The following is a 26,565-nucleotide window of genomic DNA, read 5'->3' as shown; positions in this document are numbered from 1 at the left end:
ACCCGAATCGGACAATCAGCCGATATTCCTCAGCCCGGTTCCCCCGGCGGCGGCCGTCACTCCACCACCGGGAGGTCGAGGTAGGAGCCGCGGAGGCCGCCGTGGGTGATCAGGTAGGCGGCAGTGCCGGTGGCGGGGCGGGGTTCGAAGGAGTCCGGGTTGGCGGTGGCGAGGGTGAGGCGGATCCGGTCGCCGGGGCGGAGCAGCGCGGAGGTGGGCAGCAGGTCGATGGTGACGCGCTGCGGGGTGTCCGACGGGAAGGGGGTGGCCGCGGCGGCGGTGTAGGAGCGGGGCGTGCGCAGGCGGCGCCAGTCGGGGGTGGTGGGGGTGGTGGCCCGGTCGGCGAGGGCGAGCTGGCCCTCGGTCAGGTAGGTGACGCGGCCGTCGGGGGCGACGTGCTCCAGGTAGGCGTGGATGGCGCCGTCCGCGCTGCCCGGGAGGCCGCTGCCGGGGAGACCGGTTCCGGGCAGGCCGGTGACGTCGAGGGTGACCCGGCCGAGGCCGGTGACGCGGGTGTCGCGGGTGACCGGTTCGCCGGTGTACGCGAGCAGGGCGCGGTCGGCGGCGGCCCGGTCGGGGTAACTGACCGGGTCCCCGCTCAGGTTGGTGTTCCAGCGGTCCAGCGGGCCGGTGCCGGCAGCCGGGTCGGCGGTCGGGTCGAGCCGGTCGGCGGCGGCCACGGCGGACGGCCGGGCGCCGAGGGTGTGGTCGGGCCCGAGGTGGAGCCGCCGGGTGCGGGTGCCGGGCACGGGCCATTGGGTGGTGGTGCGCCAGGTGCCCTCGTTGAAGGTGTAGTAGTGCAGCCGGCGGGTGCCGTCCGGGTGGCCGGGGTGCTTGACGTAGCGGTCGAAGAACGCGAAGGCGCGCTCGGCGAGTTGCCGGCGCTCCTCGGCGTCGAGCGGCCGGCTGGGGAGGAACGGGTCGGCGAGGTGGTGGCGGCCGTGGCTCCACGGGCCGATCCAGTCGTCCTGGGTGTTGGTGAGGCCGGTGAACTGGGAGAGCACGCCGTTCGCCGTCCCGGCGTCCAGCCAGCCGGTCTCGGTGAGGACGGGGACGCCGCCCGCCGAGATCGCGGCGGCCTGCTCGCCGACGGCGCCGGACGCCCAGCTCCGCGGGCCGTCGGCGAAGTCGCGGTGGACGCCGTCCCGGCCCTGGTCGACCAGGTTGGCGTTGCCGGCGTGCTCGGCGCGCGCGGCGGCGAGCAGGGCCGCGCCGTCGGGGCCGTCGACGGGCTTCGGCTCGGCGTCGGTGAGGCCGGTCTCGGCGCAGAGCCGGCGGGTCTCCTCGCTGCTGGCGCAGGTGGTCCCGGCGGCCCGGTCGAGGATGCGCAGCAGCAACGCGTAGGGGGCGAGCCGGGGTTCGATCAGGATGCCGCCGGGGCGGACCAGGTCCTCGTAGGGGTCGAAGTCGTAGGAGATCGGCAGCGCGGCGGTGATGTGGTGGTTGCGCAGCCCGAGGGCGAGCATCGCGGTGTCGCCGCCGTAGGAGACGCCGGTGGTGCCGACCCGGCCGTTGGACCAGGGGCGGGCGGCGATCCAGTCGCTCAGGGTGCCGCTGTCGGCGATCAGGTCGGCGGCCAGTTCGCCGCGCAGGGTGCCGAAGGAGGCGCCGGTGCCGCGCAGGTCGGCGAGGACGTAGGCGTAGCCGCGCTCGTTCCAGGCGGTCGCGCTGCCGTACCTGGGGTCGTTCTCGGGGCCGCCGGGGTGGGCGCGGGAGCGCCAGTAGCGTTCGGTCTGCAGGACGGTGGGCAGCTTGGCGCCGGCCCGGGTGCCCGGCGGGAGCCAGACGTCGACGGCGAGCCGGACGCCGTCGGGCATCGGCACGTACAGCGACTGGAGGCGGGGCAGGACGGGGCCCCGGCCCGGGCCGGCGGCGTCGGCGGCACCGGCGGCCGGGGCGAGGACGAGGCCGAGGACGGTGCCCAGGGCGGCGAGGACGGCGAGCAGGACGACCATCGGGCGGCGGGCTCTGTGGGTTCTGTGGGTTAGCCCGGCCCGGTGGGCGCGATGGGTCCGATGGGCGTGGCGGTGTGCGGGGTGCGGATGGGAAGACATCCGGGGACCTCCGGGCGGATCGCAGGCTGGGCAGCCATCGCCATGGCTGCCCAGCCCCACGGGAGTTCACGCCCCTCGGCGTGCGCCGCTTTGTTCACGCCCCACGGCGCGCTGTGCGGCGGGTGCGGGCACGGGCGCGCGCCACCGCGACCAGCGCGCCGCCCGCGAGCACCAGCCCCAGCGCCGTCACCGCCCCGGCGGCCGGCGGCATCCGCCCGCCGGTCTCCGGCAGCGGCGGCCCGGACGGGAGCCGCTCGTCGTCGACGGTGAGCAGCACGGCGTGCTCCGCCCCCTCCCGCCCGTCCAGGGTGACCTCGTGCACCGCCCGGGCCGGGATCCGGTACCCGGCGGGTGCGGCGGACTCCTGGACGTAGTACCGGCCGGCCAGCAGCGAGCCGAAGACGCACTCGCCGTCCGCGCCGGTGGTGCAGGGGTCGCCGACCCCGGTGTCGGTGTCGGACTGCAGGCCGTCGACGCCGTTGCTCTCCCGCCAGAGCCGGAAGACCGCACCGGCCAGCGCGGCCCGGCTCCGGGCGTCCCGCTTGCGGACCCGCACGGCGCCGGTCACCGGGTGGTCGACGACGCTGACACCCACCCCGGCCCGGTAGTTGTCCAGGCCCAGCCGCAGCGGACCGGCCACCGGCTGCGTGGGCAGCAGGTACCCGGCCGGGGCCGCGGTCTCCTGCCAGTAGTAGCTGCCGAACGGCACGGTCCGCGCGCAGACGCCGTCGGCGGCGGTGGTGCAGAGGGCGCCATGGATGCTGTCGGTGTCGGTCTGCAGGCCGGGCGTGCCGTTGTCGTCGTGCCAGAGCTGGAAGACCGCGCCGGCCAGCGGGCGTCCGTCGGGGTCGGTCTTGGTGACGGACACCCGTCCGGTGCCGAGCCGGTTGACGGCGGTGACGGTGACGCCGGTCGGCTGGTTCGTCCGGTCCAGGGTGAGCGCGAGGACGGGCGGATCCGGCGGCAGGTAGCCCTCGGGCGCCTTGGTCTCCTCCCAGTAGTAACTGCCGAGCGGGACGGTCCGGTCGCAGACGCCGTACTTGACGGTGGTGCAGACGTCGCTCGCCGGGGTGTCCGAGTCCTGCTGCAGTCCGGGGACGCCGTTCGTCTCGCGCCACAGCCGGAAGTCGGTGCCGGCCAGCGGGAGGCCGCTCTCGTTGTTCGCGATGACGGTGACCCGGCCGGTCAGCGGCCGGTGGACCGCGCGGACGGTGACGCCGGTCTGCTCGTTCGTCTGGTCCAGGGTGAGCGGCCCGAGGACGGCCGGGTCGGCGGGGAGGTAACCGTCGGGGGCCGCGGTCTCCTGCCAGTAGTAGCTGCCGAACGGCACGGTCCGCGCGCAGACGCCGTCGGCGGCGGTCGTGCAGAGGTCGCCGATCCCGGTGTCGGTCTCGGGCTGCAGGCCGGGGGTGCCGTTGCTCTCCCGCCAGAGCCGGAGGACGGCACCGGCCAGCGGGCGACCGTCCGGATCGGTCGCGGTGACCGAGACGGCGCCCTCGGTCTGCCGGCGGCCGGGGTCGCGGGTGCCGGTCCCGCCGGTCCCGTCCGCCCGGCCGACCGCTCCCACGGCGGTCGCCACCCCGTCGCCGCCGGGCTCCGCGCTCGCGGTTCCGGCCGACGCCACCAGCGTGCCGCCGCAGACCGCGAGCGCCGCGACGACGGCGACCAGCCGGCCCCGTCGTCCGGGCTCGCGGGCCTCGCTCCGGTGTCTCTCCGCCACGTCCTCACCTGCGCCTTTCCGTGCCGAGACTGCCCCGGGCCAACGTGGCGGACCGATCCGGCCGCGCCCGGGACGGCACGTCAGTTCCGGCGCCGTTTTCACCCCATCGGCAGATCCGGCGCGGCCCTCCGCGCCGCCGGGGCTCGGCCGGAACGCCATTCCACGGGCCCGCTCGCACCATTTCGACAAACGGCGGACGGAACTCCGATTCGTCAAACCGACTTAATGCCGCCGCAACAGCATTCGCTTTCTCGGCGACCGGCCGGATGCTAGCCTCGCCTCAATCTCGCGCCGCCTGAGCCAGCCCTTCCCCGGGGGATCCTGCCAGCGGAAATCCCGGACCGCTCCGTTCCCGTCTTCCCGTTCCCGCCGCGCCGTTTCGGTCATCGAAAAGAACCCCGGAAACGCCTGAACGGGCATCACCCGGAAATTCCCGGACGCCCGCGGGATTCACCCCGACGCCGGCACGTCGCTCCCGAACCCACCCTCCCCGCCTACCAGAACAGCCGAGGTGTCACCCCATGAAGGCGATCCGCGTGCACGCCCACGGCGGCCCCGAGCAGCTGCGCGTCGACGACGGCGTGCCGGTGACCGAGCCCGCCGCGGGCGAGATCCGCATCCGCACCGAGGTCATCGGCGTCAACTACGTCGACGTCCACCACCGGCAGGGCGTATTCCCCGTCCCGCTGCCGTTCGTCCCGGGCATGGACGCCGTCGGCACGGTGGACGCGGTCGGCCCCGGGGTCACCCAGCCGGCCGTCGGCGACCGCGTCGTCTACGGCGAAGTGCCGGGCGCCTACGCCGAGTTCGTCACCGTACCGGCCCGGCTGGCGGCCGTCGTGCCGGACCGGCTCGACTCCGGCGTGGCCGCCGCCGCGATGCTCCAGGGCCTCACCGCCCACTACCTGGCGCACGACTCGCACCGGATCATCAAGGACCAGGTGGTCGTGGTGCACGCCGCGGCGGGCGGGGTCGGACAGTTCCTGGTGCAGTTCGCCAAGCGGGCCGGCGCGCACGTCATCGGCACCGTGTCCACCGACGAGAAGGCCGAGCTGATCGCCGACCTCGGCGCCGACACCGTCGTCCGCTACGACCGGGAGGACTTCCGCGAGGCGGTCCGCCTGGTCACCGACGGCGCGGGCGCCGACGCCGTCTACGACTCGGTCGGCAAGCCCACCTTCCTCGACGGCCTCGACTCGCTGCGCCCGCGCGGCACCCTCGTCGTCTACGGCCGGGCCGGCGGCGCGCCCGACCCGATCGACCCGTTCCTGCTGGTCCGGAAGGGTTCGCTGCGCCTCACCTGGCCCAGCCTCGCCGACCACGTGCGCACCCGCGAGGAGTTCACCGCCCGCGCCGACGACATCTTCGCCGGGCTCCTCGACGGCACCCTGCGGGCCAGGATCGACCGCGAGTACGACTTCGCCGACGCCCCCGCCGCGCACACCCACCTGGAGAGCCGGGCCGGCCTCGGCAAGATCCTGCTGCGCCACCCGTAGGACTTCGCGGGATCCCCGGCGCCCCGATTGTCGGACGGTCCGTCAGTTCCCATCGGAGCGACGGCGAGTGGGAGCGGGAACGCTCCAGCCGCCGCTCACCTCCTTCACCGGCTTGTGCGGGAACCGGCGTTCGGCGTACTCCTTGGCGTGGGAGCCGGGCAGTACGTAGAGGGTCTCGCGCTTCTCCTGGAGCGGGCGCAGCACGGTGTCCATGAACTGCCGCCGGTCGTCGAGGTAGGGGCCGAGCACGTCCTCGCCGGCCGGGCAGACGGCCAGGCAGTAGGCGGCCTTGTAGCTCGGCTTGAAGGCGAGGCTCTGCCACATCGAGGCGTTCTCGCTGTCCGTCACCCGGCCGCGGAACTCGGCGGCGTCCTCGCTGTCGGCCACGGTCTGCACCCAGTCGGTGAAACCGGCCATGAACTCGCGGTAGTTGTGGGTCGCGCAGGCCAGGAAGTCGAAGTCGCCGTCCTTGGAGATCGCCCCGACCGGGCAGGCGGCGACGCACAACTTGCAGTCCACGCAGGGGTTGTAGTCGAGCGGCTCGCCGTACGCGCTCACCTCGGCGCCGAGCACGACGGTGGCCAGCAGGACGAAACTGCCGAAGCGCGGGTGGATGACGTTGCGGTGCAGCCCCATCACGCCGAGTCCGGCCGCGACCGCGACGGTCTTGTGGGCGACCACCCAGATCCGGCCGGGGAAGTTCTCCATCTCCATCGGGAAGGTCGCGGAGGGGTTGACCGCCCGGTAGCCGGCGCCCTCCAACTCCCGGACCACCGTGCGGGCCGCGTCGTTGACGAGTTCCCCCGCGCGGTGGAACTCGTGGTTGGCGACACTGCGCGCCGCCGAGCGGACGTCGTCGCGGTTCATCCGGACGACGAGCGAGACCAGGGTCCGCGCGCCGGGCAGCGCGGCCAGCACGTGTTCGCGCTCGCCCGCCAGGTCGGGGTGGTCCAGACTCACCGCCGCCGCGTCGTCCGCCCCGGCGCGCAGGCACAGCTCGCGCAACCAGTCGGCGTCGACGACCTCGGGCGGGACGGCGGGGCGACCCTCGGCCCGGGCGGCCAGCACCGCCCGCACCGAGGGGTGTTCGGCGAGCCTGCGCGGCAGCTTGGTTCCCATGAAACGGCCCCCTGAACTTTATGGTTCGATTTCCAAACCCTCGTGCGCCAGTCTACGCAGAGATGGTTTGAAAACAAGACTCACTCGTCGTGGCGGACCGTCGGGGCCGGACGCCCCACCCGTCCGTCCAGCCCCCGCCGCACCGGGCGGCACCGGTCCGCCCCGAGCGCGGGCGAACGATCCGGCCCGTCGAGCGCATGTTTCCGGCCATCTCCCGCGACCGGCCGACCGCCGTTCCCGGCCACCCCGGAGCGCCGGACGGCGGCCGCGCCGGATGGCCCCTCGCGCACCCCTCACACCCGGACCGACCACCGTCCGGAATCCGTCGTTCGCCGACCGCCCATCGGCCGCCAGCTTCGCATCCGCTCCTCCGACCATCCTTTGAAATGACCACGGAACGGATCTATCCACTTACCCGCAGTGACAACATCGTCGCGCCGGCGAACCCCCGGGGCACCCGGCCCCACGCCTCCGGCATATTCGGCCAATGTCCACGACACCCCCTGGCGCCCGCCCCCCGGACCGCCGCATTCTCTTCACCGAGCCGCACAACCTCCGGCCGCCCGCCACCACGGCCGACCGGAACACTTTCTGACGAAGCGTCATGTCACCCGTCCCGCGTGCACCGTCCCCCTGCCGCCCGACGGTCTTCCACCTGCTCGATCGCACCTCGGTTCCGATGCCACGGTTCCGATGCTTCGGTTCCGCACCTCGGTTCCGACCCCTCGGTTTCGCACCTCGGTTTCGCACCGCCGACGCGGCGTCCCGACGTCCGGACGTTCCGGCGCTCACCCGCCGTCCGTCCGACGCCGTCGCCATCGCGTCCGACGCCGGCCGGCGCGCACCACGTCACCCGCTCCACCCCGCAGGTCACGCGCCGCACGTCCGGCGCCGCCGCAGACCGCCCATCCGTGCCCGGAGGCTTCCGTTGGACACACGGTACGAGTCGCACTCCTTCGCCGATCCGCTCTTCTACGACACCCCCGTGCGCTGGGCCGCCCCGGAGGAGTTCGCGGCCACCCACGAGCCGGTGCCGGACGGCTGGGTGCGCGCCGACCGGGGCATCTGGTCCGGGCTGCACCCGAGCGGGGTGCCGCTGCCCGAGCAGGGCTGGAAGGTGCACGTCTCGGCCCGTCTGGACAACGCGGAGCGGGTGCTCGCCGCGGTCCGCGAGCACTGCCTGGCCGACCGGCTGCCGTTCAAGTTCCTGCGCGGACTGCCCGTCCTGCAGCTGCAGAACGCCAAGTACGCGCCGCGCGGCGCCAGCGGGAAGTTCTGCACGCTCTACCCGCTCGACGACGCGCAGTTGGAGCGATGTCTCGACGTCCTCGGGGAACGGCTGGCGGGCGAGCCGGGACCGTACGTGCTCAGCGACCTGCGCTGGCAGGACGGACCGCTCTACCTGCGGTACGGGGCGTTCGTCGAACGCTGGCTGGTGGCCGACGACGGCACCCGGCAGACCGCCTTCACCGACCCCGAGGGCAACCTGGTGCCGGACGTCCGGGCCCCGGTGTTCGAGGTCCCGGCCTGGGCGCCGGTGCCGGACGTGCTCCGGCCCGCGCTCGAACAGCGCCGCGCCGCCCGCGGTGGCGGGGGCGGCGCCGGGGGCGGCCTGCCCTACCGGGTGGAGAAGGCGCTGCACTTCTCCAACGCCGGCGGGATCTACCTGGCGGCCGACCCGGAGAGCGGACGCCGGCTGGTCCTCAAGGAGGCCCGCCCGCACGCCGGCCTCGACCAGCGCGGCACCGACGCCGTCACCCGGCTCCGGCACGAGCGGGCGATGCTGGAACTGCTCGCCGAGGTGCCCGAAGTGCCGGAGCTCGTCGGCACGTTCACCGCCTGGGAGCACGAGTTCCTGGTGCAGGAGTACATCGAGGGCGAGACCCTCAACGCCTGGCTCGCCCGCGAGTACCCGCTCGTCCACCCCGACGCCGGTGAGCGGGAGGTCGCCGAGTACACCCGGAAGGCGCTGGACCTGCTGGAACGGATCGAACGCGGCCTGGCCCGGATCCACGCCCGCGGCGTCGTCTTCGGCGACCTCCACCCGCACAACCTGATGGTCCACACGGACGGCTCGGTCGCCTTCCTGGACTTCGAACTCGCCAGTCCGACGAACGAGTTCGTCCGGCCCGCGCTCGGCGCGGCCGGCTTCGCGGCCCCCGGCCTGAACGGCCCCGACATCGACCTGCACGCGCTCGCCGCGCTCCGGCTCTGGTTCTTCCTGCCGCTGCAGCAGCTCCTGGTGCTGGACGCGGGCAAGGCCGAGGAACTCGCCGAGGCCGTCGCCCACCGGTTCCCGGTGCCCCCCGGCCACACCGCGGCCATCCGTCAGGGGCTCGGCCTCGCCCCCGCGGTGTCCGCACCCGGCGCCGACCCCGGTGCCGACCGGGCCGCCGCACCGCGTCGGACCGCCGCCACGCCCGCCCGGCGCGCCCGGCTCAAGGCGCTGCTGACCTCGGACGAACCCGACTGGCCCGCGCTGCGCGACTCGCTGGCCGCCGGCATCCTGGCGAGCGCCACGCCCGAGCGCACCGACCGGCTGTTCCCCGGCGACGTCGCCCAGTTCGACGTGGACGCGCTCTCGCTCTCGTACGGCGCGGCCGGCGTCCTGTACGCCCTGCACGCCACCGGCGCCGACGTCGACCCGGCGCACGTCGACTGGCTCCTCGCGGCCGAACGGCGCCGGGGCCCGCGCCCCGGGCTCTACACCGGGAGCCACGGCGTCGCCCTGGCCCTCGACCTGGTCGGGCGGCGGACGGAGGGGCGCGAGCTCCTCGACGCGCTGCTCACCGGGGCGGACGGCGGGACGTTCGGCGGGCACGGCGCCGGCCCCTTCGGTGCTCCGTTCGCCGGCCAGGGCACCGATCTGGCCTCCGGCCTGCCGGGCACCGTCCTCACCCTGCTGCACTTCGCGCGAGCCGGCGCCGAACCCGGGCTGCTGGCGACCGCCCGGGAGGCCGCCGAGGCGCTTGCCGCCCTGGTCGACAAGAACCCGCCCGCCCCCGGCGACCCGATCGGCCTGCTGCGCGGCGCGAGCGGAGCGGCCCTCGCCTTCCTCCGGCTGCACGAACGCACCGGCGACCCGGCCCTGTTGGACCGCGCGGAACAGCTCCTCGACCGGGACCTCGCCCGCTGCGTCACCACCGCCGACGGCACCCTGCAGGTCCCCGACGGACTCCGCGTCCTCCCCTACCTGGAACAGGGCGGCACCGGCATCGGCCTCGTCCTCGACCAACTCCTGCGCCACCGACCGGATTCGGCCCTGGCCACCGCCCAGCCGGCCATCCTGCGCTCGGCGGCCACCGAGTTCGTCATCCAGCCCAACCTGTTCAACGGGCGCGCCGGGCTGATGGCCTACCTCGACCGGCTGCGCCGCGGCGACCACACCGGCCCGATCGAACGGACCGCGATCGACGAGCTGATCGACCGTCACCGTCGACTGCTGGTCTGGCATCTGGTCCCGCTGGACGGCGAGATCGCCTTCCCCGGTGAGCAGTTGCTGCGCCTGTCGACGGACCTGGCCACCGGTTCGGCCGGCGTCCTGCTCGCACTGGGCACCGCCCTGGCCGACGCGCCGGGCCTGCCGTTCACCGCGCCCGACCCCGCCGAGGGCCGGCCCGCGCCGCAGGGCTGAGGCCGCGGCCCCACCGGCCCGCCTCGGCACACCCCCCGGGCACCCACCCGTGCCCCCACCGACGCCCGGCACCCCGCCGGGAGCACCACCGATCGCACGAACGAGAGGAGAACTGCCATGGAGATCCTGGAGCTGCAGGCCCTGGAGGCGCCGGCCGAGGAGGTCCGCCCGACCGACCCGAGCAGCCTGTCCGTCGTCAACTGCGGGAACAGCACCGTCAGCACCATCCTGTGCCTCTGATCCCGCCGCGGCACGCAACCACCAACGGCGAGGTCTGAGCACCGCCGAGACCGTGTGAGCACGGCTCGGAACGGCTGACACAGCCGGGCGGCCCGGGGACGCGATCCGCTCCCGGGCCGCCGCCACGCCGCCACGCCGTGGCACCGCCCAACCCGCCACGCCGCAGCCCGACCTACCGGGCCCGACCAGCGAGGGAGCCCATCGGATGGACCACGGCAGCGGCGAGGCCGCCGGCCCCGGAAGCGCCACCGCCACGGCCGGCGACCCCGCGCGCGTCCTGCTCCTCGGCCTGCTGCGCCGGGGCACCGGACGCTCCGCCGTCCTCCTGCTCACCGTCCTCACCGGCACCGCCTGCGCGCTGCTACTGCCCGCCGCCCTCGCCCGCGCCGTCGACGCCGCCCTCACCGGCGGCTCCACCTCCCACCTGGTCCCGTTCCTGCTCCTGCTGCTGGTCGGCACGGCCGCCGACGCGCTCGCCCAGTTCGCCGACCCCTGGGCCACCACCCACGCCACCGCCGACCTCAGCCGCCGCCTGATCACCCGGATCATCGGCCTCGGCACCCGGGCAACCGCCCGGTTCCAGCCCGGCGACCTGGTCACCAGGCTGGTCGCCGGCACCGCCGAAGCCGCGCTCGCCCCGGCCGCCGTCATCCACACCGGCGCCGAACTGCTCTGCTCCACCGGGGCGTTGATCGCGCTCGCGCTGATCGACCCGTGGTCCGCCGCCGCCCTGCTGCTGGGCGCCCCGCTCGGCGCCGCCGCCGTCCGCCGGTTCCTCCGGCAGGTCGCGCACGGCGCCACCGCCTACCTCACCGCCCAGGCCGCGCTCGCCGAACGCCTGGTGGAGGCCCTCGGCGGCCTGCGCACCATCCGGGCCGGCGGACTCCGCGACGCCGAGGCCGCCCGCGTCCTCACCCCGCTGCCCGAACTCAACCGGGCCGGGCGGGCGATCTGGCAGAGCCAGCGCCAGGTGCAGTGGCGCACCTCGCTGCTCGCCCCCGCCCTCCAGGTCGCCGTGCTCGCCGTGGCCGGCCAGGGCGCGGCGGCCGGCCGGATCACGCCGGGCGAGGTGCTCGCCGTCCTCGCGTACAGCACCACCGCGCTCGGCCTGCTCAGCGCGGCCCAGAGCCTGCTCGCCCTCGCCCGCGCCCGAGCCGGGGCGGCCCGCACCGCCGAGGTCCTCGCCGTCCCCGCACCCGCCCCCGGCACCCGGCCGCTGCCGCCAGGCCCGGGCGAGCTGCTGCTCGACGCGGTCACCGTCCGCCGGGGCGGGCGCACCGTCCTCGACCGGCTCACCCTGCGGGTCCCGGCCGGGGCCACGGTCGCGCTGGTCGGCCGCTCCGGCTCGGGGAAGTCGACGGTCGCGGCCCTCGCCGGCGGACTCACCGAGCCCGACGAGGGCCGCGTCACCCTCGACGGCATCCCCCTCCCCGAGGCCCGCCCCGCCGACCTCCGCCGCGCCGTCGGCTACGCCTTCGCCCGGCCGGTGCTGCTCGGCACCACGATCGCGGACGCCGTCGCCTACACCGACCCCGTCGACCGGGGCCCCGGCGGCCCGGGCCGGCAGGCATCCGCCGAGACCTTCGTCGACCGCCTCCCCACCGACCCACACAGTCCACACCTCGGCCGACCAGGCGCAGCCGGACCGGATGTCAGCGGGTCGAGCGCCAGCGGGCCAGACCCCGACGCCCCCGTCCCCGGCTCGATCCGGCGGGCCCTCCAGCAGCCGCCCGCCGAGGCCCTCATCGACCGCACGCCCCTCGGCCCGGCCGGCCCACGCCTCGACCGACGCCGCGCCAGGCCAGGCACCGACGACCAGGACTCCAACGGACCAAGCACTGGCAAGCGCAGCACCAACGAACCGCACGTCAACGCCCCGGCCCCCGACGCCACCGTCCCCGCCCCTGTCCCCGACCCGGTCCGGTGGGCCCTCCGGCAGGCGTCCGCCGAGGCCTTCGTCGACCGCCTCCCCGCCGGCCCGCACACGCCCCTCGCCGACGCGCCGCTGTCCGGCGGCGAGCGCCAGCGCCTCGGCCTGGCCCGGGCCATCGCCCACGGCGGCCGCCTCACCGTCCTCGACGACGCCACCTCCAGCCTGGACACCGCCACCGAGGCCGAGGTCACCCGCGCCCTGGCCGACGCCCTGCGCGGCCGCACCCGCCTGCTGGTCGCCCACCGCGCCACCGCCGCCGCCGGCGCCGATCTGGTCGCCTGGCTCGACGCGGGCCGCGTCCGCGCCCTCGCCCCGCACCGCGAGCTGTGGTCGGACCCGGCCTACCGCGCCCTGTTCGCCCCTCCCCCGCCTCAGCCCGCGCCCACCGTCGAGGCTCCGGCTCCCGCCGCGGCGCACCCCGTGGACGCCCCGTGAGCCGCGCCGGGTGGCGGCTCCTGCGCGAACTGCTGCGGCCGCGCCGCGCCGCCCTCCTCGGCATGGCGCTCTGGACGCTGCCCGAGGCCCTGCCCGCCGCGCTCTCCGGACGGCTGATCGCCCAGGCCCTCGACGGCGGCTTCCTCGCCGGGCGCCCGCTGGTCGGCCTCGGCTGGCTGCTGGTCTTCGGGGCCGTCGCCGCGATCGGGGCGTTCGGCTCGCGCCAGGTCTACCCGCACCTCGCCGAGGTGATCGAACCGCTCCGCGACGACCTCACCCGGCGGGTGGTGCTGGCCGCGCTGGACGAACCGGCCGGCCGGGCGGGCGGGCCGGACACGGCGGCGGTCGCCCGGCTGGTCCGGCAGATCGAGACGGTCCGCGAGTGCCTGGCCGGTCAGCTGCTGATCGTCCGCCACTTCGTCGTCACCCTCCTGTTCGTCCTGCTCGGCGCCGCCTCCCTCGACCCCCTCCTGCTGCCCCTGATCGCTCTGCCGCTCGCCCTCGCGCTGACCGTCTTCGCCCTCCTCCTGCCCCGGATGGCCGCTCGCCAGCGGGAGGTGCTGCGCGCCGAGGAGGAGCTGGCCCGGCTGGCCGCCGACACCTTCGGCGCGCTGCGCGACGTGGTCGCCTGCGGCGCGGTGCGGCGGGCGGACGGCGACCTGTCCGCCGCCGTCGACGCGCAGAGCGCCGCCCGCAACCGGGTCGCCGCGCTGGCCGCACTGCGCCGCACCACCGTCGCGGCCGGGGTGCACCTGCCGGCGGTGCTGATCCTGCTCGGCGCGCCGGGGCTGGTGCGCGAGCACGGACTGTCACCGGGTGCGGTGGTCGGCGCGCTCGGTTATCTGACGATCAGCCTGGAGCCCGCGCTGCGCACGCTCGTCCAGGGCCTCAGCGGTTCCGGCCTCCGCCTCGCCGTCGCCGCCGACCGCCTCGCCCGCCGGACCGTACCGCCCCCCTCCACCCCTCCCCTGCCCTCACCGTCGTCCCCCGCCCCCGCCTCCCCGCCCCTCACCCTCAGCGACCTCACCTTCCGCTACCACCCCGACGCCGCTCCCGTCCTCGACGGGCTGTCACTGCTGGTCCGGCCCGGCGAACACCTCGCCGTCGTCGGCCCCAGCGGCGTCGGCAAGTCCACTCTCGCCGACCTCCTCGCCGGCCTCGCCACCCCGGAACGCGGCACCGTCCACCTGCCCGGCACCACACCCCGCCACCGGGTGCTGATCCCGCAGGAGGCCTACGTCTTCACCGGCACCCTGCGCGCCAACCTCGCCCTGCTCGCACCGCCCGGCACGCCGGACGCCCAACTCCTGGACGCCGCCCGCCGGTTCGGCCTGGACGACCTGCTCGACCTCACCGGCGGCCTCGACCGCACCCTCCACCCGGCCGAACTCTCCGCCGGTGAGAGCCAGTTGATCGCCCTCACCCGGGCTTACCTGGCCCCGGCCCCGCTCGCCATCCTCGACGAGGCGACCAGCGAACTCGACCCCGCCGCCGAGGCCCGCGCCGAACTCGCCTTCCGCCGACGACCCGGCACCACCCTCCTCGTCGTCGCCCACCGCATCAGCTCCGCCGAACGCGCCGACCGCGTCCTCCTCCTCACCCCGGACGGCCCCCACCTCGGCACCCACCCCACCCTCCTCACCAGCTCCCCCACCTACCGCGCCCTCCACACCCACTGGACCGCCCACCCCCCCCCCCACAATGACCCCATGCCACCGAAGCGCCGCCCCCACCCCCCGACCCTCGCCGAACTGACCGCCGACCTCCCACCACCCGGCACCCACCACGGCCCCGGCATCCCCTCCCCCGCCGGCCGCCCGGAGTTCGTCGACGACCGGGGCCGGCGCTGGCGCAAGGTCCGCGGCCCCCTCGACCCCCGCCTCACCAAGCGCCTGCTGACCGGCGCCGACGAGGTGATCATCGGCAGGTCCGCCGGCTTCGACCTCCACCACCTCACCCCCACGGACCGCCCCACCACCTGGCCCGCCATCAAGCGACTCCTCAACAGCACCACCGAACGCCCGAGTTACCACCCCTACGAGTTCACCTCCGCCGACGGCCGGACCCTCCTCTACATCGAGGAGAGCTGCTAAGGGTCGCCTTCGAACTGATCAAGTGCCGGGAAGGCGTGTCGGCCGTGGCCCAGGGCTACAGCTCCCACCGGATCCGCGCCTACCTACGGCGCGGCATCCCGCACACTCCCCCGAACTCGGGCGCCTCACCTGAAGACGTCCTCCAGCGTCCGGCGGCCTGCCGCACCGGGAGGGAAGCCGCCTCGATACGATCACCGGTCCAGGGTGTGAAGATCGGAGTGTGACGATGGAGATGCCGCGGATACGCCTCGGCTGCGATGCCTCGTGGCTGGAGCTGGTGCAGACCGGCGAGGACAGGTGGCGAGTCGCCGCCGACTGGTGCTCGATGCTCTCAGCCGATTTCACCGCCCACCTCACCGGGGAGGAGGTCGCGGACTTCGCCGAGCGGATGCTGTCCCACCTCCGCGCCCCGGTGGCCTCCCGGTTCTCGGTGGCGGTGACCCCCGGCCGCAACAACCCGCTGACGCTGAGCGCCGAACCCGTCCAGGGCGGCTTCGCCTTCTACGCGTTCCTCACTCCCAACGGTGACGACCTGACCTGTCACCTGCAGACGGAGATCGGTCCCATCGACGCCGATGAACTCCGCGACATGTGCGAGGCGTTGCTCGCTTCACTGGCGCTCTGACCGCGCCGACCTCCCCGACCGTCAGCGGGAGAGGCCGGCGCGGTGGGCGAGGATGGTGAGGCGGACGCGGTCGCGGGCGGCGAGTTTGTGGAGCAGACGGCCGATGTGGGTCTTGGTGGTGCCCTCGGTGATGTGCAGGCGGGCGGCGATCTCCGGGTTGGTGAGGCCGTCGCCGACCAGCGCCAGGACCTCGCGTTCGCGGGCGGTGAGGGCGGTGACGGCGGCGCGGGCCCGGGCGCGGGCCGGGTCGTCGGGGGTGGGTGCGGGCGTGGCGATGGTGGTGGCGATCAGGCGGCGGGTGATGCTCGGCGCGAGGGCGGCCCCGCCGGCGGCCACCGCGCGGGTGGCGGCGAGGAGTTCGGCCGGTTCGGCGTCCTTGAGCAGGAAGCCGGCCGCCCCGGCACGCAGCGCGTCCCGGACGTACGCGTCGAGTTCGTAGGTGGTGAGGATCAGGACCCGGCTGCCGGACGGCCCGGCGGTGATCCGGCGGGTGGCCTCGATACCGTCCAGGCCGGGCATCCGGATGTCCATCAGGACGACGTCCGGCCGTTCCCGGTGGGCGAGTTCGACCGCCTGCGCGCCGTCGGCCGCCTCGCCGACCACGGTGAAGCCCGGGGCGAGCCGGAGGATGCCCGCGAACCCGGCGCGGACCAGGGCCTGGTCGTCGGCGACCAGGACGCGGACGGTCACGGCCGGGCCGCTGAGTCGCGGGGGCCCGGGGCCGCGCCGAACGGGAGCCCCGCCGTCACCCGGAAGCCGCCGGCCGGCAGCGGCCCGGCGACGCACCAACCCCCGTACGGCGCAAGGCGTTCGCGCATCCCGGCCAGGCCGGAGCCGCCGACGCGTTCCGCCCCGGCGCCGCCGCGGCCGTCGTCCGTGACCTCCACCCACACCTCGCCGTCCCGGTACTCCACCTCCACCCGGGCGGCGCTCGCGCCCGAGTGGCGGACCACGTTGGCGAGCGCCTCCTGGACGATCCGGTAGCCCGACAGCCCCACCCCGGGCAGCAGTTCGCGTTCCCGGCCGTGGATCCGGACCGTCACCGCGATGCCGGCGGACGACGTCCGGGCCGCCAGCCGTTCCAGGTCGGCGGCGGTCAGGCCGGGGGCGGGCGCCGGCGACGGGGGTTCGGCGTCCTCGCGGAGCACCGCGAGCAGGGCGCGCGTCTCGCGCAGCGCCTCGCCGCTGACCGCGCGGATCGCGGCGAGGGCGGCCCCGGCCTCCGCCGGGTGGCGCTCCAGCGCGTACTGGCCGTAGCCCGCCTGGACGCTCACCACGCCCAGACTGTGCGCGACGATGTCGTGCAACTCCCGGGCCAGGTCGAGCCGTTCGTCCGCCCGGGCGGCCCGGGCCAGCGCCGCCGAGTGCGCGCGGTGCCGGCGGACGGCGTCGCCGAGCACCCAGCCGGCCGTCTGCCCGACCAGCGCGAGCGGAAGGTTGCCGCGCACCTCGGCGGGCGCGGCCAGGGTGACCGCCCAGCCGAGGACGGCCGCGCCCAGCGCCGTCCGACCGGCCCGCCCGTCCCGGGCCGCCGCCGTGTACGCCACCAGCGCGCCGACCAGGACCGCCCAGAACCCCGCGACCAGCCCGATCGCCGGCTGCCGACAGCCCACCACCAGCACCGCCCAGGCGCACGCGGCCAGCCCGCACGCCCCGGCCGGCCGCCGGCGGCGCAGCGCGAGCGCCATCCCGAGGGCCGCCACCGCGAACAGCGCGAGGGCGAGGGCGGCCGGCCCGTCCGGGGGCGGGTTGCCGCGTCCGTGCGGGTCGAAGTCGCGGGCGGCCGCGACCACCCGGACCGCCGTCACGGCGGTGCCGACGAGCGCGACGACCGGGTCCGTCCACGCCCGGTGCACCGGCGCCCACCGCGCGGTCCAGGGGACGGGCGCTGGCCCCGGCGCTGGCCCCGGCGGGGGCGGCTGGTCGGTCTGCACGTGGTCAGGGTAGCCACGGGCGGGGGGAGCGGCATCCGACCACGGTCGTATGCCCACGGCCCGACGCGCCGGGCGCGGCAGGGCGGCGAGGGTGGTGGCGGCACCGATCGCACCGTCCCGTCGTGGAGGACCCGTATGTCCGTTCCCGCTCGCCTGGCCGCCGCCGTGCTCGCCGGGCTGCTCGCCGCCGGCGGCCCCGCCGTACCCATCGCTTCCGCTGCTCCCGTGCCCGGCGCGTCGGCGGCGGCGCCCATCCGGCTCGCCCTCCCCGCCCCCACCGGTCCGCAGCCCGTCGGCACCACCACGCTGCACCTCGTCGACCCGCAACGCCCCGACCGGTGGGCGCCCACCCCGCGCCCCCGCGAGCTGATGGCGCAGCTCTGGTACCCCGCCGCCGCCTGCGGCTCGCCCGCCCACCGGCTCGCACCGTGGATCGACCCGGCCGCGCGGGCCCACCTGGAGGCCGACTACCTCGGCGTCGCCCCGGGCCGGCTGACCTGGCCGCTCACCCACTCCCGGCAGGACGCGCCCGCCGACCGCGGCGCCCGCCACCCGGTGGTGCTCTACTCCCCCGGTTCGCGCGCCGACCGCTCCTTCGGCACCCTCGCCGCCGAGGACCTCGCCTCGCGCGGGTATGTGGTCGTCGTCCTCGACCACACCTTCGACGCCGGTGAAGTCGTCTTCCCCGACGGCCGGTTGGAGGTCCGCAACAAGCCGGCCGTGTTCGCCATGACCGACGCGGAGATCGTCGCCTACCGCGCCGCCGACACCCGCTTCGTCCTGGACCAGCTCACCGACCTGGCGGCCGGCGGCAATCCGGACGCCGAACGGCGCCCGCTGCCGTCCGGCCTCGGCGCCGCCCTCGACCTCGGCGCCGTCGGCGTGGTCGGCCACTCGATGGGCGGCGCCACCGCCGTCCAGGCCCTGCACGACGACCCACGCGTCCTGGCCGGCGCCACCCTCGACGGTCCGGTCTTCGGCACCGTCGCCGCCGACGGCCTCGACCGCCCGCTGCTCCTGTTCGGCGCCGCCGACTCCCGGCCGGACCGCGACGCGATGTGGGACGCGCTCTGGCCCCGCCTCACCTCCTGGCGCCGCCAGCTCACCCTCACCGGCTCCGGCCACGGCTCCTTCACCGACCTCGAAATCCTCCTCCCCACCGCCCGCCCTGCCCTCCCCTGGCCTGCCGAACAACTGGACCACCTCCTCGGCACCATCGACGGCCCCCGCGCCATCGCCGCCCAACGCACCTACCTCGCCGCCCACCTCGACCTCCACCTCCGCCACCACCCCACCACCCTCTTCACCACCCCCTCCCCCACCCACCCCGAAGTCCACCTGACCCGCTGACCACCCCGGAGCAGGAAGTCGGCGAATCCGATTCCCCACACCCGGAACCTCCGGCCCGGAGTGGGAAGTCGACGGAACCGACTTCCCACACCGCCGCTGGCGGCAGCCCGGTGGTTCCGGACCAGGCCTCCAACCGCCCCGCCGACTGCCAGCCCCACACAGGAAGTCGGCCGATCCGACTTCCTGTGCCCCGCCCCACCCCCGAAAGCGCCGCCCCCGCACGGGAAGTCGACGGAACCGACTGCCAGCGCCGCCAGTACCACCACCGACGCCCACGCCACACACCCCGAAGTCCCGCCCCCCGGCCGCCCGCATTCGGAACTGTCGGTCCGGCGTAGGAAGTCGGCGCCTCCGACTTCCTACGCCGCCCGCACCACCCCTTCCCGGCCCGCAGGCCGCACCCGGGGCCGCCGATACAGGGTGGGGAGCCGGCCGAACCGACTCGCCACGCCCGGCACCACCCCCAGCCGAAGCCCGCCCCACCGCGCCCGAAAGCGCCGGCCCCGCACAGGAAGTCGGCCGATCCGACTTCCTATGCAGCCCGCACCACCACCGACGCCCACACCGCCCACCAAGAAGTCCTGCCGACCGGCGAACCGAAGCCGGAGCTGCTGGTCCGGATCAGGAAGTCAGCGCCTCCGACTTCCTACGCCGCCCGCACCACCCCCCTCCCGACTCCCGGACTGCGGCCGGGGCCGCCGGTCAAAGTGGAAAGGCAGCCGATCCGACTCGCCACGCCCTGCACCACCACCAACCGGAACCGGCCCACCACACCCAAGAGCTCCGACCCCGCACAGGAAGTCGGCCGATCCGACTTCCTGTGCCGCCGCCACACGACCACCCCCTCAGCCGGACGACGGACCGCGACCGGGAAGGCACCAGCATCGGTGGAAGGGACCTCTCGGGCTCCTGCACCGCCCCCAGCCAACCCACCTCCCACCAACCACACCCGAGACCTCCGGCCCGGCATAGGAAGTCGACGGAACCGACTTCCTACGCAGCCCGCACCACCACGAGCCGGCCCGGCGGCCGCGGCCAGGGCCACCGATCCAGGGTGGGAAGTCGGCCGATCCGACTTGCCACGCACCCGGCACCCACCCGAGGACGCCAACTCGGAGCAGGAAGTCGGCGGAACCGAGTTCCCACGCCGCCCGCACCACCACCGACGCCCACACCGCCCACCAAAAAGTCCTGCCGACCGGCGAACCGCAGCCGGAGCTGCTGATCCGGATCAGGAAGTCAGCGCCTCCGACTGCCTGATCCGCCCGCACCACCCCCTCCCGACTCCCGGACTGCGGCTGGGGCCGCCGGTCAAAGTGGTAAGTCGGCCGAACCGACTCGCCACGCCGTGCACCACCACCAGCCGGAGCCCGCCCACCGCACAGGAAGTCGGCCGATCCGACTTCCTGCGCCGCCGCCGGACGACCGCCCCCGCCGGACGACGGACCGCGACCGGGAAGGCACAGCGTCGGTGGAAGGGACCTCGGGCTCCTGCACCACCCCCAGCCAACCCGCCATCCACACCCGCGACCTCCGTCCCAGCGTAGGATGTCGACGGAACCGACTTCCTACGCAGCCCGCACCACCACGAGCCGGCCCGGCGGCCGCGGCCAGGGCCACCGGTCCAGGGTGGGAAGTCGGCCGATCCGACTTGCCACGCACCCGGCACCCACCCGAGGACGCCAACTCGGAGCAGGAAGTCGGCGGAACCGAGTTCCCACGCCGCCCGCACCACCACCGACGCCCACACCGCCCACCAGGAAGTCCTGCCGACCGGCGAACCGCAGCCGGAGCTGCTGATCCGGAGTAGGAAGTCGGCGCCTCCGACTTCCTACTCCCGGACTGTGGCCGGGGCCGCCGGTCAAAGTGGGAAGGCAGCCGTTCCGAGCAACTACGCCCAGGCAGCGCTCGGCTGCCATGGCTGGGAGCGCACCGCGTCGGCGTAGGAAGTCGGCCTGTCCGACTTTCTACGCCCAGTCGGCCCCCCATCCGCCGTGCCGGGGTGGGAAGGCGGCCGATCCGAGCCCCTACGCCGGGCGGCGCCCGGCTGCCATGGTCGGGAGCGCGGCATGCCGGAGTAGGAAGTCGGCCGGTCCGACTTCCTACTCCCGACCGGCCCCGGAGGGTGCCGGGCTGGGGCGGTGCGGCGTTGCGGGGGCGGCAGGATCGGGGCATGGCGATGGATTCCTTGCTGGTGAGTGCACGTGAGCTGTGGGAGGGGCTGGCTTCGGTGCCGGTGGAGTTCCCGGTGGGGGGAGGTGTGCGTGTCGCCGTCTCGCCCGAGTCGCGGCTGTGTCCGGCCGGGTGGGTGGGGGTGGTGTCCCTGGGTGGGGCGGCGATCGCCACCGCGCCGGATGAGCGTGTCGGGGCGACCGTTCGGGCGGCGTTGGCGGGGCTGCCGGGGGCGGCGGTCACCGATCCCGGGACGGTGCGCGCGGCGCTGCCGGTCGGCCGGGTGCTCGGTCCGGCGGTGTTGGCGTACGTCGGGGACGACGGGTTCCGCCCCGCCGCGCCGGGGGCGTCGGCGGTGGGACGGCTTCCGGGTGGGCACCCGGAGCTGCGGGGCCTGGAGGGGCTGGCGGGCGAGGAGGAGGCCGGGGAGGCGAGCCTGTCGGAGATCACCTCGCCGGCGTTCGTGGTCCGCGACGAGCGGGGCGCGCTGGTCGCCGCCGCCGGGTACCGGTCCTGGCCCGGCCGGACCGCGCACCTCGGTGTGCTGACCGCGCCCGCGCACCGGGGCCGCGGGCTGGCCCGGGTGACGGGTTCGGCGGCGACCGCCCATGCGCTCGCCGCCGGTCTGCTGCCGCAGTGGCGGGCGCGCCCGGCCGCGTCCCGGCGGGTCGCGGGCGCCCTGGGGTTCCGGGAGTTGGGGGCCCAGCTCAGCTTCGAGCCGGCGTAGGCGCCCGGGAGCGCCGGGGGCGGTCAGGGACCGGCGGGGAGGGCGGCGTGAGGTTCCGGGAGTTGGGGGCTCAGCTCAGCTTCGAGCCGGCGTAGGCGCGTGGGAGCGCCGGGGGCGGTCAGGGACCGGCGGGGAGGGCGGCGTGAGGTTCCGGGAGTTGGGGGCTCACCTCAGGCGCCCGGGAACGGTGCGGCGCCCCGGGGCGGGTCAGGGTCCCAGGGAACGGAACGCGGCGAGGAGGTGGCGGAGGAGCTGCGTCGGCGGGCCGGCGGGGAGGGTGACGTGGGGTTGCTGGAGTCGAGGCCCAGCTCAAGCGCCCCCGGGCGGGTCAGGGCTCCAGGGAGCGGAACGCGGCGAGGAGGTGGCCGAGGAGCTGCGTCGGCGGGCCGCCAGGGAGGGCGGCGTGGGGTTGCGGGAGTCGAGGCCCAGCTCAAGCGCCCCGGGGCGGGTCACCGTTCCAGGGAGCGGAATGCGGCGAGGAGGTGGCGGAGGAGCTGCGTCGGGGGGCCGGCGGGGAGGGCGACGTGGGTGAGGTCGCGCCAGACCGGGACCAGGATGAGGTCCGGGTGTTCGGTGACTCCGCGGAGCAGGACGGCGTCGAGGCGGCCGGCCCGGAGGGCGTCCAGTTGCTCGGCCGGCGGGCCCTGGTGCAGGCGGACGCGGAGGCCGGGGGCGCGGGCGGCGAGGCGGGCGAGGGCGGCGTCGAGGCGGTCGTCCGGGGGCTGGACGGTGCCGAGGCGGAGCACCCGGTCGGTGCCGTCGCGCAGGTCGGCGGCGGTGTGCCGGATCCGTTCGGCGGCGGCGAGGACGGCGCGGGCCTGCGGGAGGAGCCGGGCGCCGGCGGTGGACAGCCGGGTGCCGCGGGTGGAGCGGTCGAAGAGCACCACGCCGAGTTCGCGTTCGAGCCGGCGGACCTGCTGGCTGACGGCGGACTGCACGATGGTCAGCCGCTCGGCGGCGCGCCCGAAGGTGCCCTCCTCGGCCACCGCGACGAAGTACTGGAGCTGTCTGAGTTCCACCGTACCGGCCTCCGCTCGTCTCGTTCGGGGATCACGGCGCGCACCGACCACCTCCGGCCCGCTGCCGCGCCCCCGATCCGAATGGTGCCGCATCGACGGACGGAGCGGTGCGGCGGGAGCCCTGACGGACCGACGGACGGCTCCGGTAACCCGGCCCGGGAACGGCGGAGCGGTGCGAGGTGCTCTTCGGGGCGAGTGCCGTCCGGGATTTCCGCTTTCCCCGGGGACGGCGCGGTGTCGACGGGTGGCGGGGTGCACGATCCGTCGGAATTCCGCCGCCGGCCGGTCCGGAGCCGCGAACTGCGCGAACGGCGGCTCCGTCGCGGAACCCGGGAATGCGCCGGGGATTCGACCGAACCGGCCGCACGCCGAATTCCGGTCATCGGCAGGCGAATTGGATCGTCCACCTACACCTCGCGCCGCGAGTCGGAGGATTGCCACCCAGCGTGATCGGGAGACCGCGCAACGGAGTCACTCGGGCCACAGGAGACCGCCCAGGTAGACCGCGCCCCGTTCACATGTCAACCACACATCCTTGAAGCGACATCCTCAACAACCATTGTGGCTCCGCATGTCCGGCGAGTAGAGTCCCGGTCCGCCGGGCACCGAACACGTGCTCGCACGGCATTCTTTGGGGCGGGCATGACAAATAACCGCAACATCCACAGGGCCACCTCCGACTTGATTGACGCGTTCACGGAAACCGTGCGCCGATATCCCGCGCGACCGGCGATCGTCCACCACGGACACGCCGTGACTTATCGTCAACTCCAACAGTTGACAAGCACTTTGGCCGAGCGAATCGGTGCCGCACCGGGCGTGGTCGCGGTACCGGCGGTCCACGCTCCCGGCACGGTCGTGGGGCTGCTCGGCACGCTCACGGCCGGGGGCACCTACTGCCCGGTCGACCCAACCCACCCGCCGCAGCGGCGCGAGGCGATGCTCTCCGCGGTGGGGTGCCGGACCGTCCTCGGCGACGAACTCGTGCTGGACCTCGCCCACTTACCACGATTAGAGCCTTCCACGGACACGGACGGCGATCCGCCGACCACACCCGCACGCCGGGTCGACCCTGAACAGCCGGCCTACATCCTCTCCACGTCGGGTTCGACCGGGCAGCCGAAACCCGTCGTGACACCGCGCCGGGCGATCTCCGCCGCGGTCGGCTCACTGCGCGACCTGTTCGACCTCACCCCCGAGGACCGCGTGCTCCAGTTCGCCTCGCTGAACTGGGACACCTGCTTCGAGGAGATCCTCCCGACGCTCACCACCGGCGCCGCCCTCGTCCTCGACGCGGACGCGCACTCGGGATCCTTCCCCCGCTTCCTGCGGATGCTCGAACGGGAACGGGTCACCGTCCTCGACCTGCCCACCGCCTTCTGGCACGAACTGGTCCGCCACCTCGCCGAGGAGGAGGGCACGCTGCCGGCCTCGGTCCGGCTGGTGATCATCGGCGGCGAGGCGGCCAACCCGGTCCGGCTCGCCGACTGGACCGCCCTCGACACGGGCCGGATCCGGCTGCTCAACACCTACGGGTCGACCGAGACCACGCTGATCACCCACGCCGTCGACCTGCACGGGCCGCAGGCCCCGCCGCGCGAACGGCCGTGGGCGGCGGGCGACCGGGTGCCGATCGGCCGAGCCCTCCCACACGTACGCGAACGGATCGGCGAGCGGGACGAGTTGCTGATCGGCGGACCGGCGGTCGCGCTCGGCTACCACGGACTGCCGGACGCCACCGAGGCCCGCTTCACGGCCGCCGACGACGAGCGCTGGTTCCGCACCGGCGACCGGGTGAGCAGCGCTCCGGACGGCGTGCTGACCCACCAGGGACGGCTGGACGGCGAGTTCAAGGTGCGCGGCATCCGGGTCGACCCGGCCGAGGTCGAGGCGCACATCGCCGGCCACCCGGGCGTCGACGCCGTGGCGGTGACCGGGGCGACCTTGGCCGGCCGGTCCGCGCTGGTCGCGTACGTGGTCCCGCGCGCCGGGGCGACGGCCGGGACGCTGGGCGCCGACGTCCGCGGCTACCTGCGCGAACGGGTGCCCGGCCACCTCGTGCCGAGCCGCATCACCGTCGTGCCCGAACTGGTCCGCACGGCGAGCGGCAAGATCGACCGGGCCGGCTCGCACCGCCGCCACACGGAGGCCGACCGCACAACGGCCATCGGGCAGCCCCGCCGGTAACCCCGGTCCGGGCCGCCTCCGGCCGACGTCCTCGCACCGACCCGATCTCACCACCCACCACCGGGTGCCCCACCGGCGCACCCGCAGGTCAAAGGAGAGCCTCGTTGAGCAGCGCCGACACCAGCACGGACACCAGCACGGACACCACCACCACCGACGCCATCGGAACGATCTTCCGCCGCGTCCTGGAGCTGGACCCCGAGGACGCCGTGACGGCCGACTCGGACTTCTTCGCCCTCGGCGGGGACTCCCTCATCGCCACCCGCGTCCTGAGCGCCGTCGCCCGCGCCTACGGCGTCGAGCTGTCCTTCGAGGACTTCGTGCTCGCGCCGACGCCGGCCCGCCTCGCCGAGCTGATCGCCGCTGCCCGATGAGCGGTTACGGGACCCGGCCCGAGCGGGTGCGCTCCGCCGTCGTGGTCGGCGCCGGGCTCGCCGGACTCACCGCCGCCGCCGGGCTGGCGGCGCGCGGGGTGGACGTCACCGTGCTGGAGGCGCGCGACCGGGTCGGCGGCCGGACCCACGGCATCGAGGTCGCCCCCGGCGCCTGGGTCGACGCGGGCGCCGCCTACCTCGGCGACCGGCACACCGAACTGCTGGCGCTGATCAAGGAGCTGGACCTCGGCACCGTGCCGACCACGATGCTCGGCGCCAGCCGCTTCGCGCTCGGCGCCGGGGAGGCCCGCGAACACGCCACCCGGGACGGCCGGTTCCCGCCGCTCAATGCGGTGGCGCTCGGCGACCTGTTCGACCGGCTCGCCGAACTGACCGCCGCCGTCCGGCCGGAGGCGCCCTGGCTCACCCCGGACGCGGAGCGGCTGGACACCCTGACCGCCGCCGAGTGGGCCGAACGGAACCTCGCCCACCCGGACGCCCGGCTGTTCTTCCCGCTCTTCCTGGGTGAGATGATGGCCGCCGACCCGGCCGAGGTCTCCGTCCTGCACATGGCGTTCTACCTGCGCTCCGGCGGCGGACTGCGCTATCTGAACGCCTTCGAGGGCGGCGCCCAGCAGGACCGGATCGCGGGCGGCGCGCACCTGCTCTGCGAACGGCTCGCCGCCCGGCTCACGGCGCGGCGGGCCGGGTCGGTCCGGCTCGGCGAACCGGTCCTGGCCGTCGCGCAGGACGCGGACGGGGTCACCGTCGAGACCGCCGGCCGGACGTACCGGGCCGAGGTCGCGGTGGTCGCGCTGCCGCCGCTGCTCGCCGACGCCCTCGGCCAGCGGCCCGCGCTCCCGGCGCCCCGGGCGGGCGAACGGACCGGGCGCGGCTGCGCGGTGAAGCTCAACCTGGTCTACCCGACGCCGGTCTGGCGCGAGCACGGGCTCTCCGGCTGGTCGGTCAACGCCGAGGGACCGCTGCTCTCCACGGTGGACGACTCCCCGTCCGCCGACGGCGTCGGCGTGCTGACCGGCTTCGTCACCGGCGCCGAGGCGCACCGGTTCGCCGCGCTCGACCCGCGCGAGCAGCGCGCATCCGCCGTGGCACAGGCCGCCCGGCTGTTCCCGATGCTCCCCGAACCGATCGGCTTCCACGTCACCGACTGGGTCAACGAGCCGCACAGCAAGGGCTGTTACGCCGCGCTGTTCGGGCCCGGCGACTGGCTGCGGCTCGGCCCGACGCTGACCGCCCCGCACGGCCGGGTGCACTGGGCCGGGACCGAGACCAGCACCGAGTTCTTCGGGCTGCTGGAGGGCGCGATCCGCTCCGGCCACCGCGTGGTCGCGGAGATCCTCGACCGCCTCGGCTGAGCACGCCCGTTCTCCCACACCACTCAGCCCGCGCGCGTTCCACGAGAACGGCGGGCGGGCCACCTCTCAGGAGACAC

General features: G+C 75.4%; 17 protein-coding genes. 11 read left to right on the top strand and 6 right to left on the bottom strand.

What is annotated here, in order from left to right; translation table 11 throughout:
- Window positions 1–56: 56 nt before the first annotated feature.
- Together AB0N76_RS11965 and AB0N76_RS11960 are read right to left on the bottom strand one after the other, a co-directional pair.
- Window positions 57–1,955: a CocE/NonD family hydrolase gene (locus AB0N76_RS11965; protein ID WP_363555890.1), complete on the bottom strand. Its 1,899-nt coding sequence runs from the start codon at window positions 1,953–1,955 to the stop codon at window positions 57–59.
- Window positions 1,956–2,148: 193 nt separating this feature from the next.
- A complete protein-coding gene (locus AB0N76_RS11960; RefSeq protein ID WP_363555888.1) occupies window positions 2,149–3,774 on the bottom strand; it encodes a SpaA isopeptide-forming pilin-related protein in 1,626 nt (541 codons plus the stop codon).
- 521 nt (window positions 3,775–4,295) lie between these two features.
- Between AB0N76_RS11960 and AB0N76_RS11955 the strand changes: the two genes are divergently transcribed.
- A complete protein-coding gene (locus AB0N76_RS11955; protein WP_363555886.1) occupies window positions 4,296–5,270 on the top strand; it encodes a quinone oxidoreductase in 975 nt (324 codons plus the stop codon).
- A 42-nt stretch (window positions 5,271–5,312) separates the two neighbouring features.
- Here AB0N76_RS11955 and AB0N76_RS11950 read toward each other — a convergent pair whose 3' ends face one another.
- Entirely contained in the window at window positions 5,313–6,389 is a 1,077-nt protein-coding gene (locus AB0N76_RS11950) for a 4Fe-4S binding protein (protein ID WP_363555884.1), read from the bottom strand.
- 928 nt (window positions 6,390–7,317) lie between these two features.
- On the opposite strand from AB0N76_RS11950, the gene lanKC reads away from it, so the two are divergent.
- From lanKC to AB0N76_RS11925, 5 genes are all read left to right on the top strand, one after another.
- Window positions 7,318–10,023 carry a class III lanthionine synthetase LanKC gene (gene lanKC, locus AB0N76_RS11945; RefSeq protein WP_363555882.1) on the top strand — a complete coding sequence of 902 codons (2,706 nt, stop codon included), beginning with the start codon at window positions 7,318–7,320 and terminating at the stop codon, window positions 10,021–10,023.
- A 117-nt stretch (window positions 10,024–10,140) separates the two neighbouring features.
- The gene (locus AB0N76_RS11940; protein WP_363555880.1) at window positions 10,141–10,263 is read left to right on the top strand and encodes a SapB/AmfS family lanthipeptide; all 123 of its coding nucleotides are present in this window, start codon (window positions 10,141–10,143) and stop codon (window positions 10,261–10,263) included.
- Between the two features lie 205 nt (window positions 10,264–10,468).
- The gene (locus AB0N76_RS11935; RefSeq protein WP_363555878.1) at window positions 10,469–12,631 is read left to right on the top strand and encodes an ABC transporter ATP-binding protein; all 2,163 of its coding nucleotides are present in this window, start codon (window positions 10,469–10,471) and stop codon (window positions 12,629–12,631) included.
- Complete coding sequence (locus AB0N76_RS11930) at window positions 12,628–14,724, top strand: ABC transporter ATP-binding protein (RefSeq protein ID WP_363555876.1); 2,097 nt, start codon at window positions 12,628–12,630, stop codon at window positions 14,722–14,724. Before AB0N76_RS11935 ends, AB0N76_RS11930 begins: the two co-directional genes overlap by 4 nt.
- Before the next feature lie 220 nt (window positions 14,725–14,944).
- The gene (locus tag AB0N76_RS11925; RefSeq protein ID WP_363555874.1) at window positions 14,945–15,349 is read left to right on the top strand and encodes a hypothetical protein; all 405 of its coding nucleotides are present in this window, start codon (window positions 14,945–14,947) and stop codon (window positions 15,347–15,349) included.
- A gap of 21 nt (window positions 15,350–15,370) precedes the next feature.
- Here the strand turns inward: AB0N76_RS11925 and AB0N76_RS11920 are convergent, their stop codons facing one another.
- Together AB0N76_RS11920 and AB0N76_RS11915 are read right to left on the bottom strand one after the other, a co-directional pair.
- A complete protein-coding gene (locus AB0N76_RS11920; protein ID WP_363555872.1) occupies window positions 15,371–16,039 on the bottom strand; it encodes a response regulator transcription factor in 669 nt (222 codons plus the stop codon).
- Window positions 16,036–17,205, bottom strand: a complete 1,170-nt coding sequence (locus AB0N76_RS11915; protein ID WP_363555870.1) for a histidine kinase — start codon at window positions 17,203–17,205, stop codon at window positions 16,036–16,038. The genes AB0N76_RS11920 and AB0N76_RS11915 overlap by 4 nt, the downstream gene beginning before the upstream one ends.
- 213 nt (window positions 17,206–17,418) lie before the next feature.
- On the opposite strand from AB0N76_RS11915, the gene AB0N76_RS11910 reads away from it, so the two are divergent.
- Both AB0N76_RS11910 and AB0N76_RS11905 read left to right on the top strand, forming a co-directional pair.
- On the top strand, window positions 17,419–18,633 hold the full coding sequence (locus AB0N76_RS11910; RefSeq protein WP_363555868.1) for a lipase: 1,215 nt from the start codon (window positions 17,419–17,421) through the stop codon (window positions 18,631–18,633).
- 2,386 nt (window positions 18,634–21,019) lie between these two features.
- Window positions 21,020–21,532 (top strand): GNAT family N-acetyltransferase, encoded by a 513-nt coding sequence (locus tag AB0N76_RS11905; protein ID WP_363555866.1) that lies wholly within the window; start codon window positions 21,020–21,022, stop codon window positions 21,530–21,532.
- Window positions 21,533–21,981: 449 nt separating this feature from the next.
- Here AB0N76_RS11905 and AB0N76_RS11900 read toward each other — a convergent pair whose 3' ends face one another.
- Window positions 21,982–22,551 (bottom strand): LysR family transcriptional regulator, encoded by a 570-nt coding sequence (locus AB0N76_RS11900; RefSeq protein ID WP_363555864.1) that lies wholly within the window; start codon window positions 22,549–22,551, stop codon window positions 21,982–21,984.
- Window positions 22,552–23,193: 642 nt separating this feature from the next.
- Between AB0N76_RS11900 and AB0N76_RS11895 the strand changes: the two genes are divergently transcribed.
- From AB0N76_RS11895 to AB0N76_RS11885, 3 genes are all read left to right on the top strand, one after another.
- Window positions 23,194–24,738, top strand: coding sequence for an amino acid adenylation domain-containing protein (locus AB0N76_RS11895; RefSeq protein WP_363555862.1), 1,545 nt, complete (start codon window positions 23,194–23,196; stop codon window positions 24,736–24,738).
- Between the two features lie 104 nt (window positions 24,739–24,842).
- Window positions 24,843–25,112 carry an acyl carrier protein gene (locus AB0N76_RS11890; protein WP_363555860.1) on the top strand — a complete coding sequence of 90 codons (270 nt, stop codon included), beginning with the start codon at window positions 24,843–24,845 and terminating at the stop codon, window positions 25,110–25,112.
- Window positions 25,109–26,488: an FAD-dependent oxidoreductase gene (locus AB0N76_RS11885; RefSeq protein ID WP_363555858.1), complete on the top strand. Its 1,380-nt coding sequence runs from the start codon at window positions 25,109–25,111 to the stop codon at window positions 26,486–26,488. The genes AB0N76_RS11890 and AB0N76_RS11885 overlap by 4 nt, the downstream gene beginning before the upstream one ends.
- Window positions 26,489–26,565: the final 77 nt, after the last annotated feature.

The organism is Kitasatospora sp. NPDC093806 (genome assembly GCF_040683335.1).
In the GTDB taxonomy this organism is placed as follows: Bacteria; Actinomycetota; Actinomycetes; order Streptomycetales; family Streptomycetaceae; genus Kitasatospora.
The sequence above is the reverse complement of the archived record's forward strand: the minus strand, read 5'-3'. Positions and strand labels throughout refer to the sequence as shown.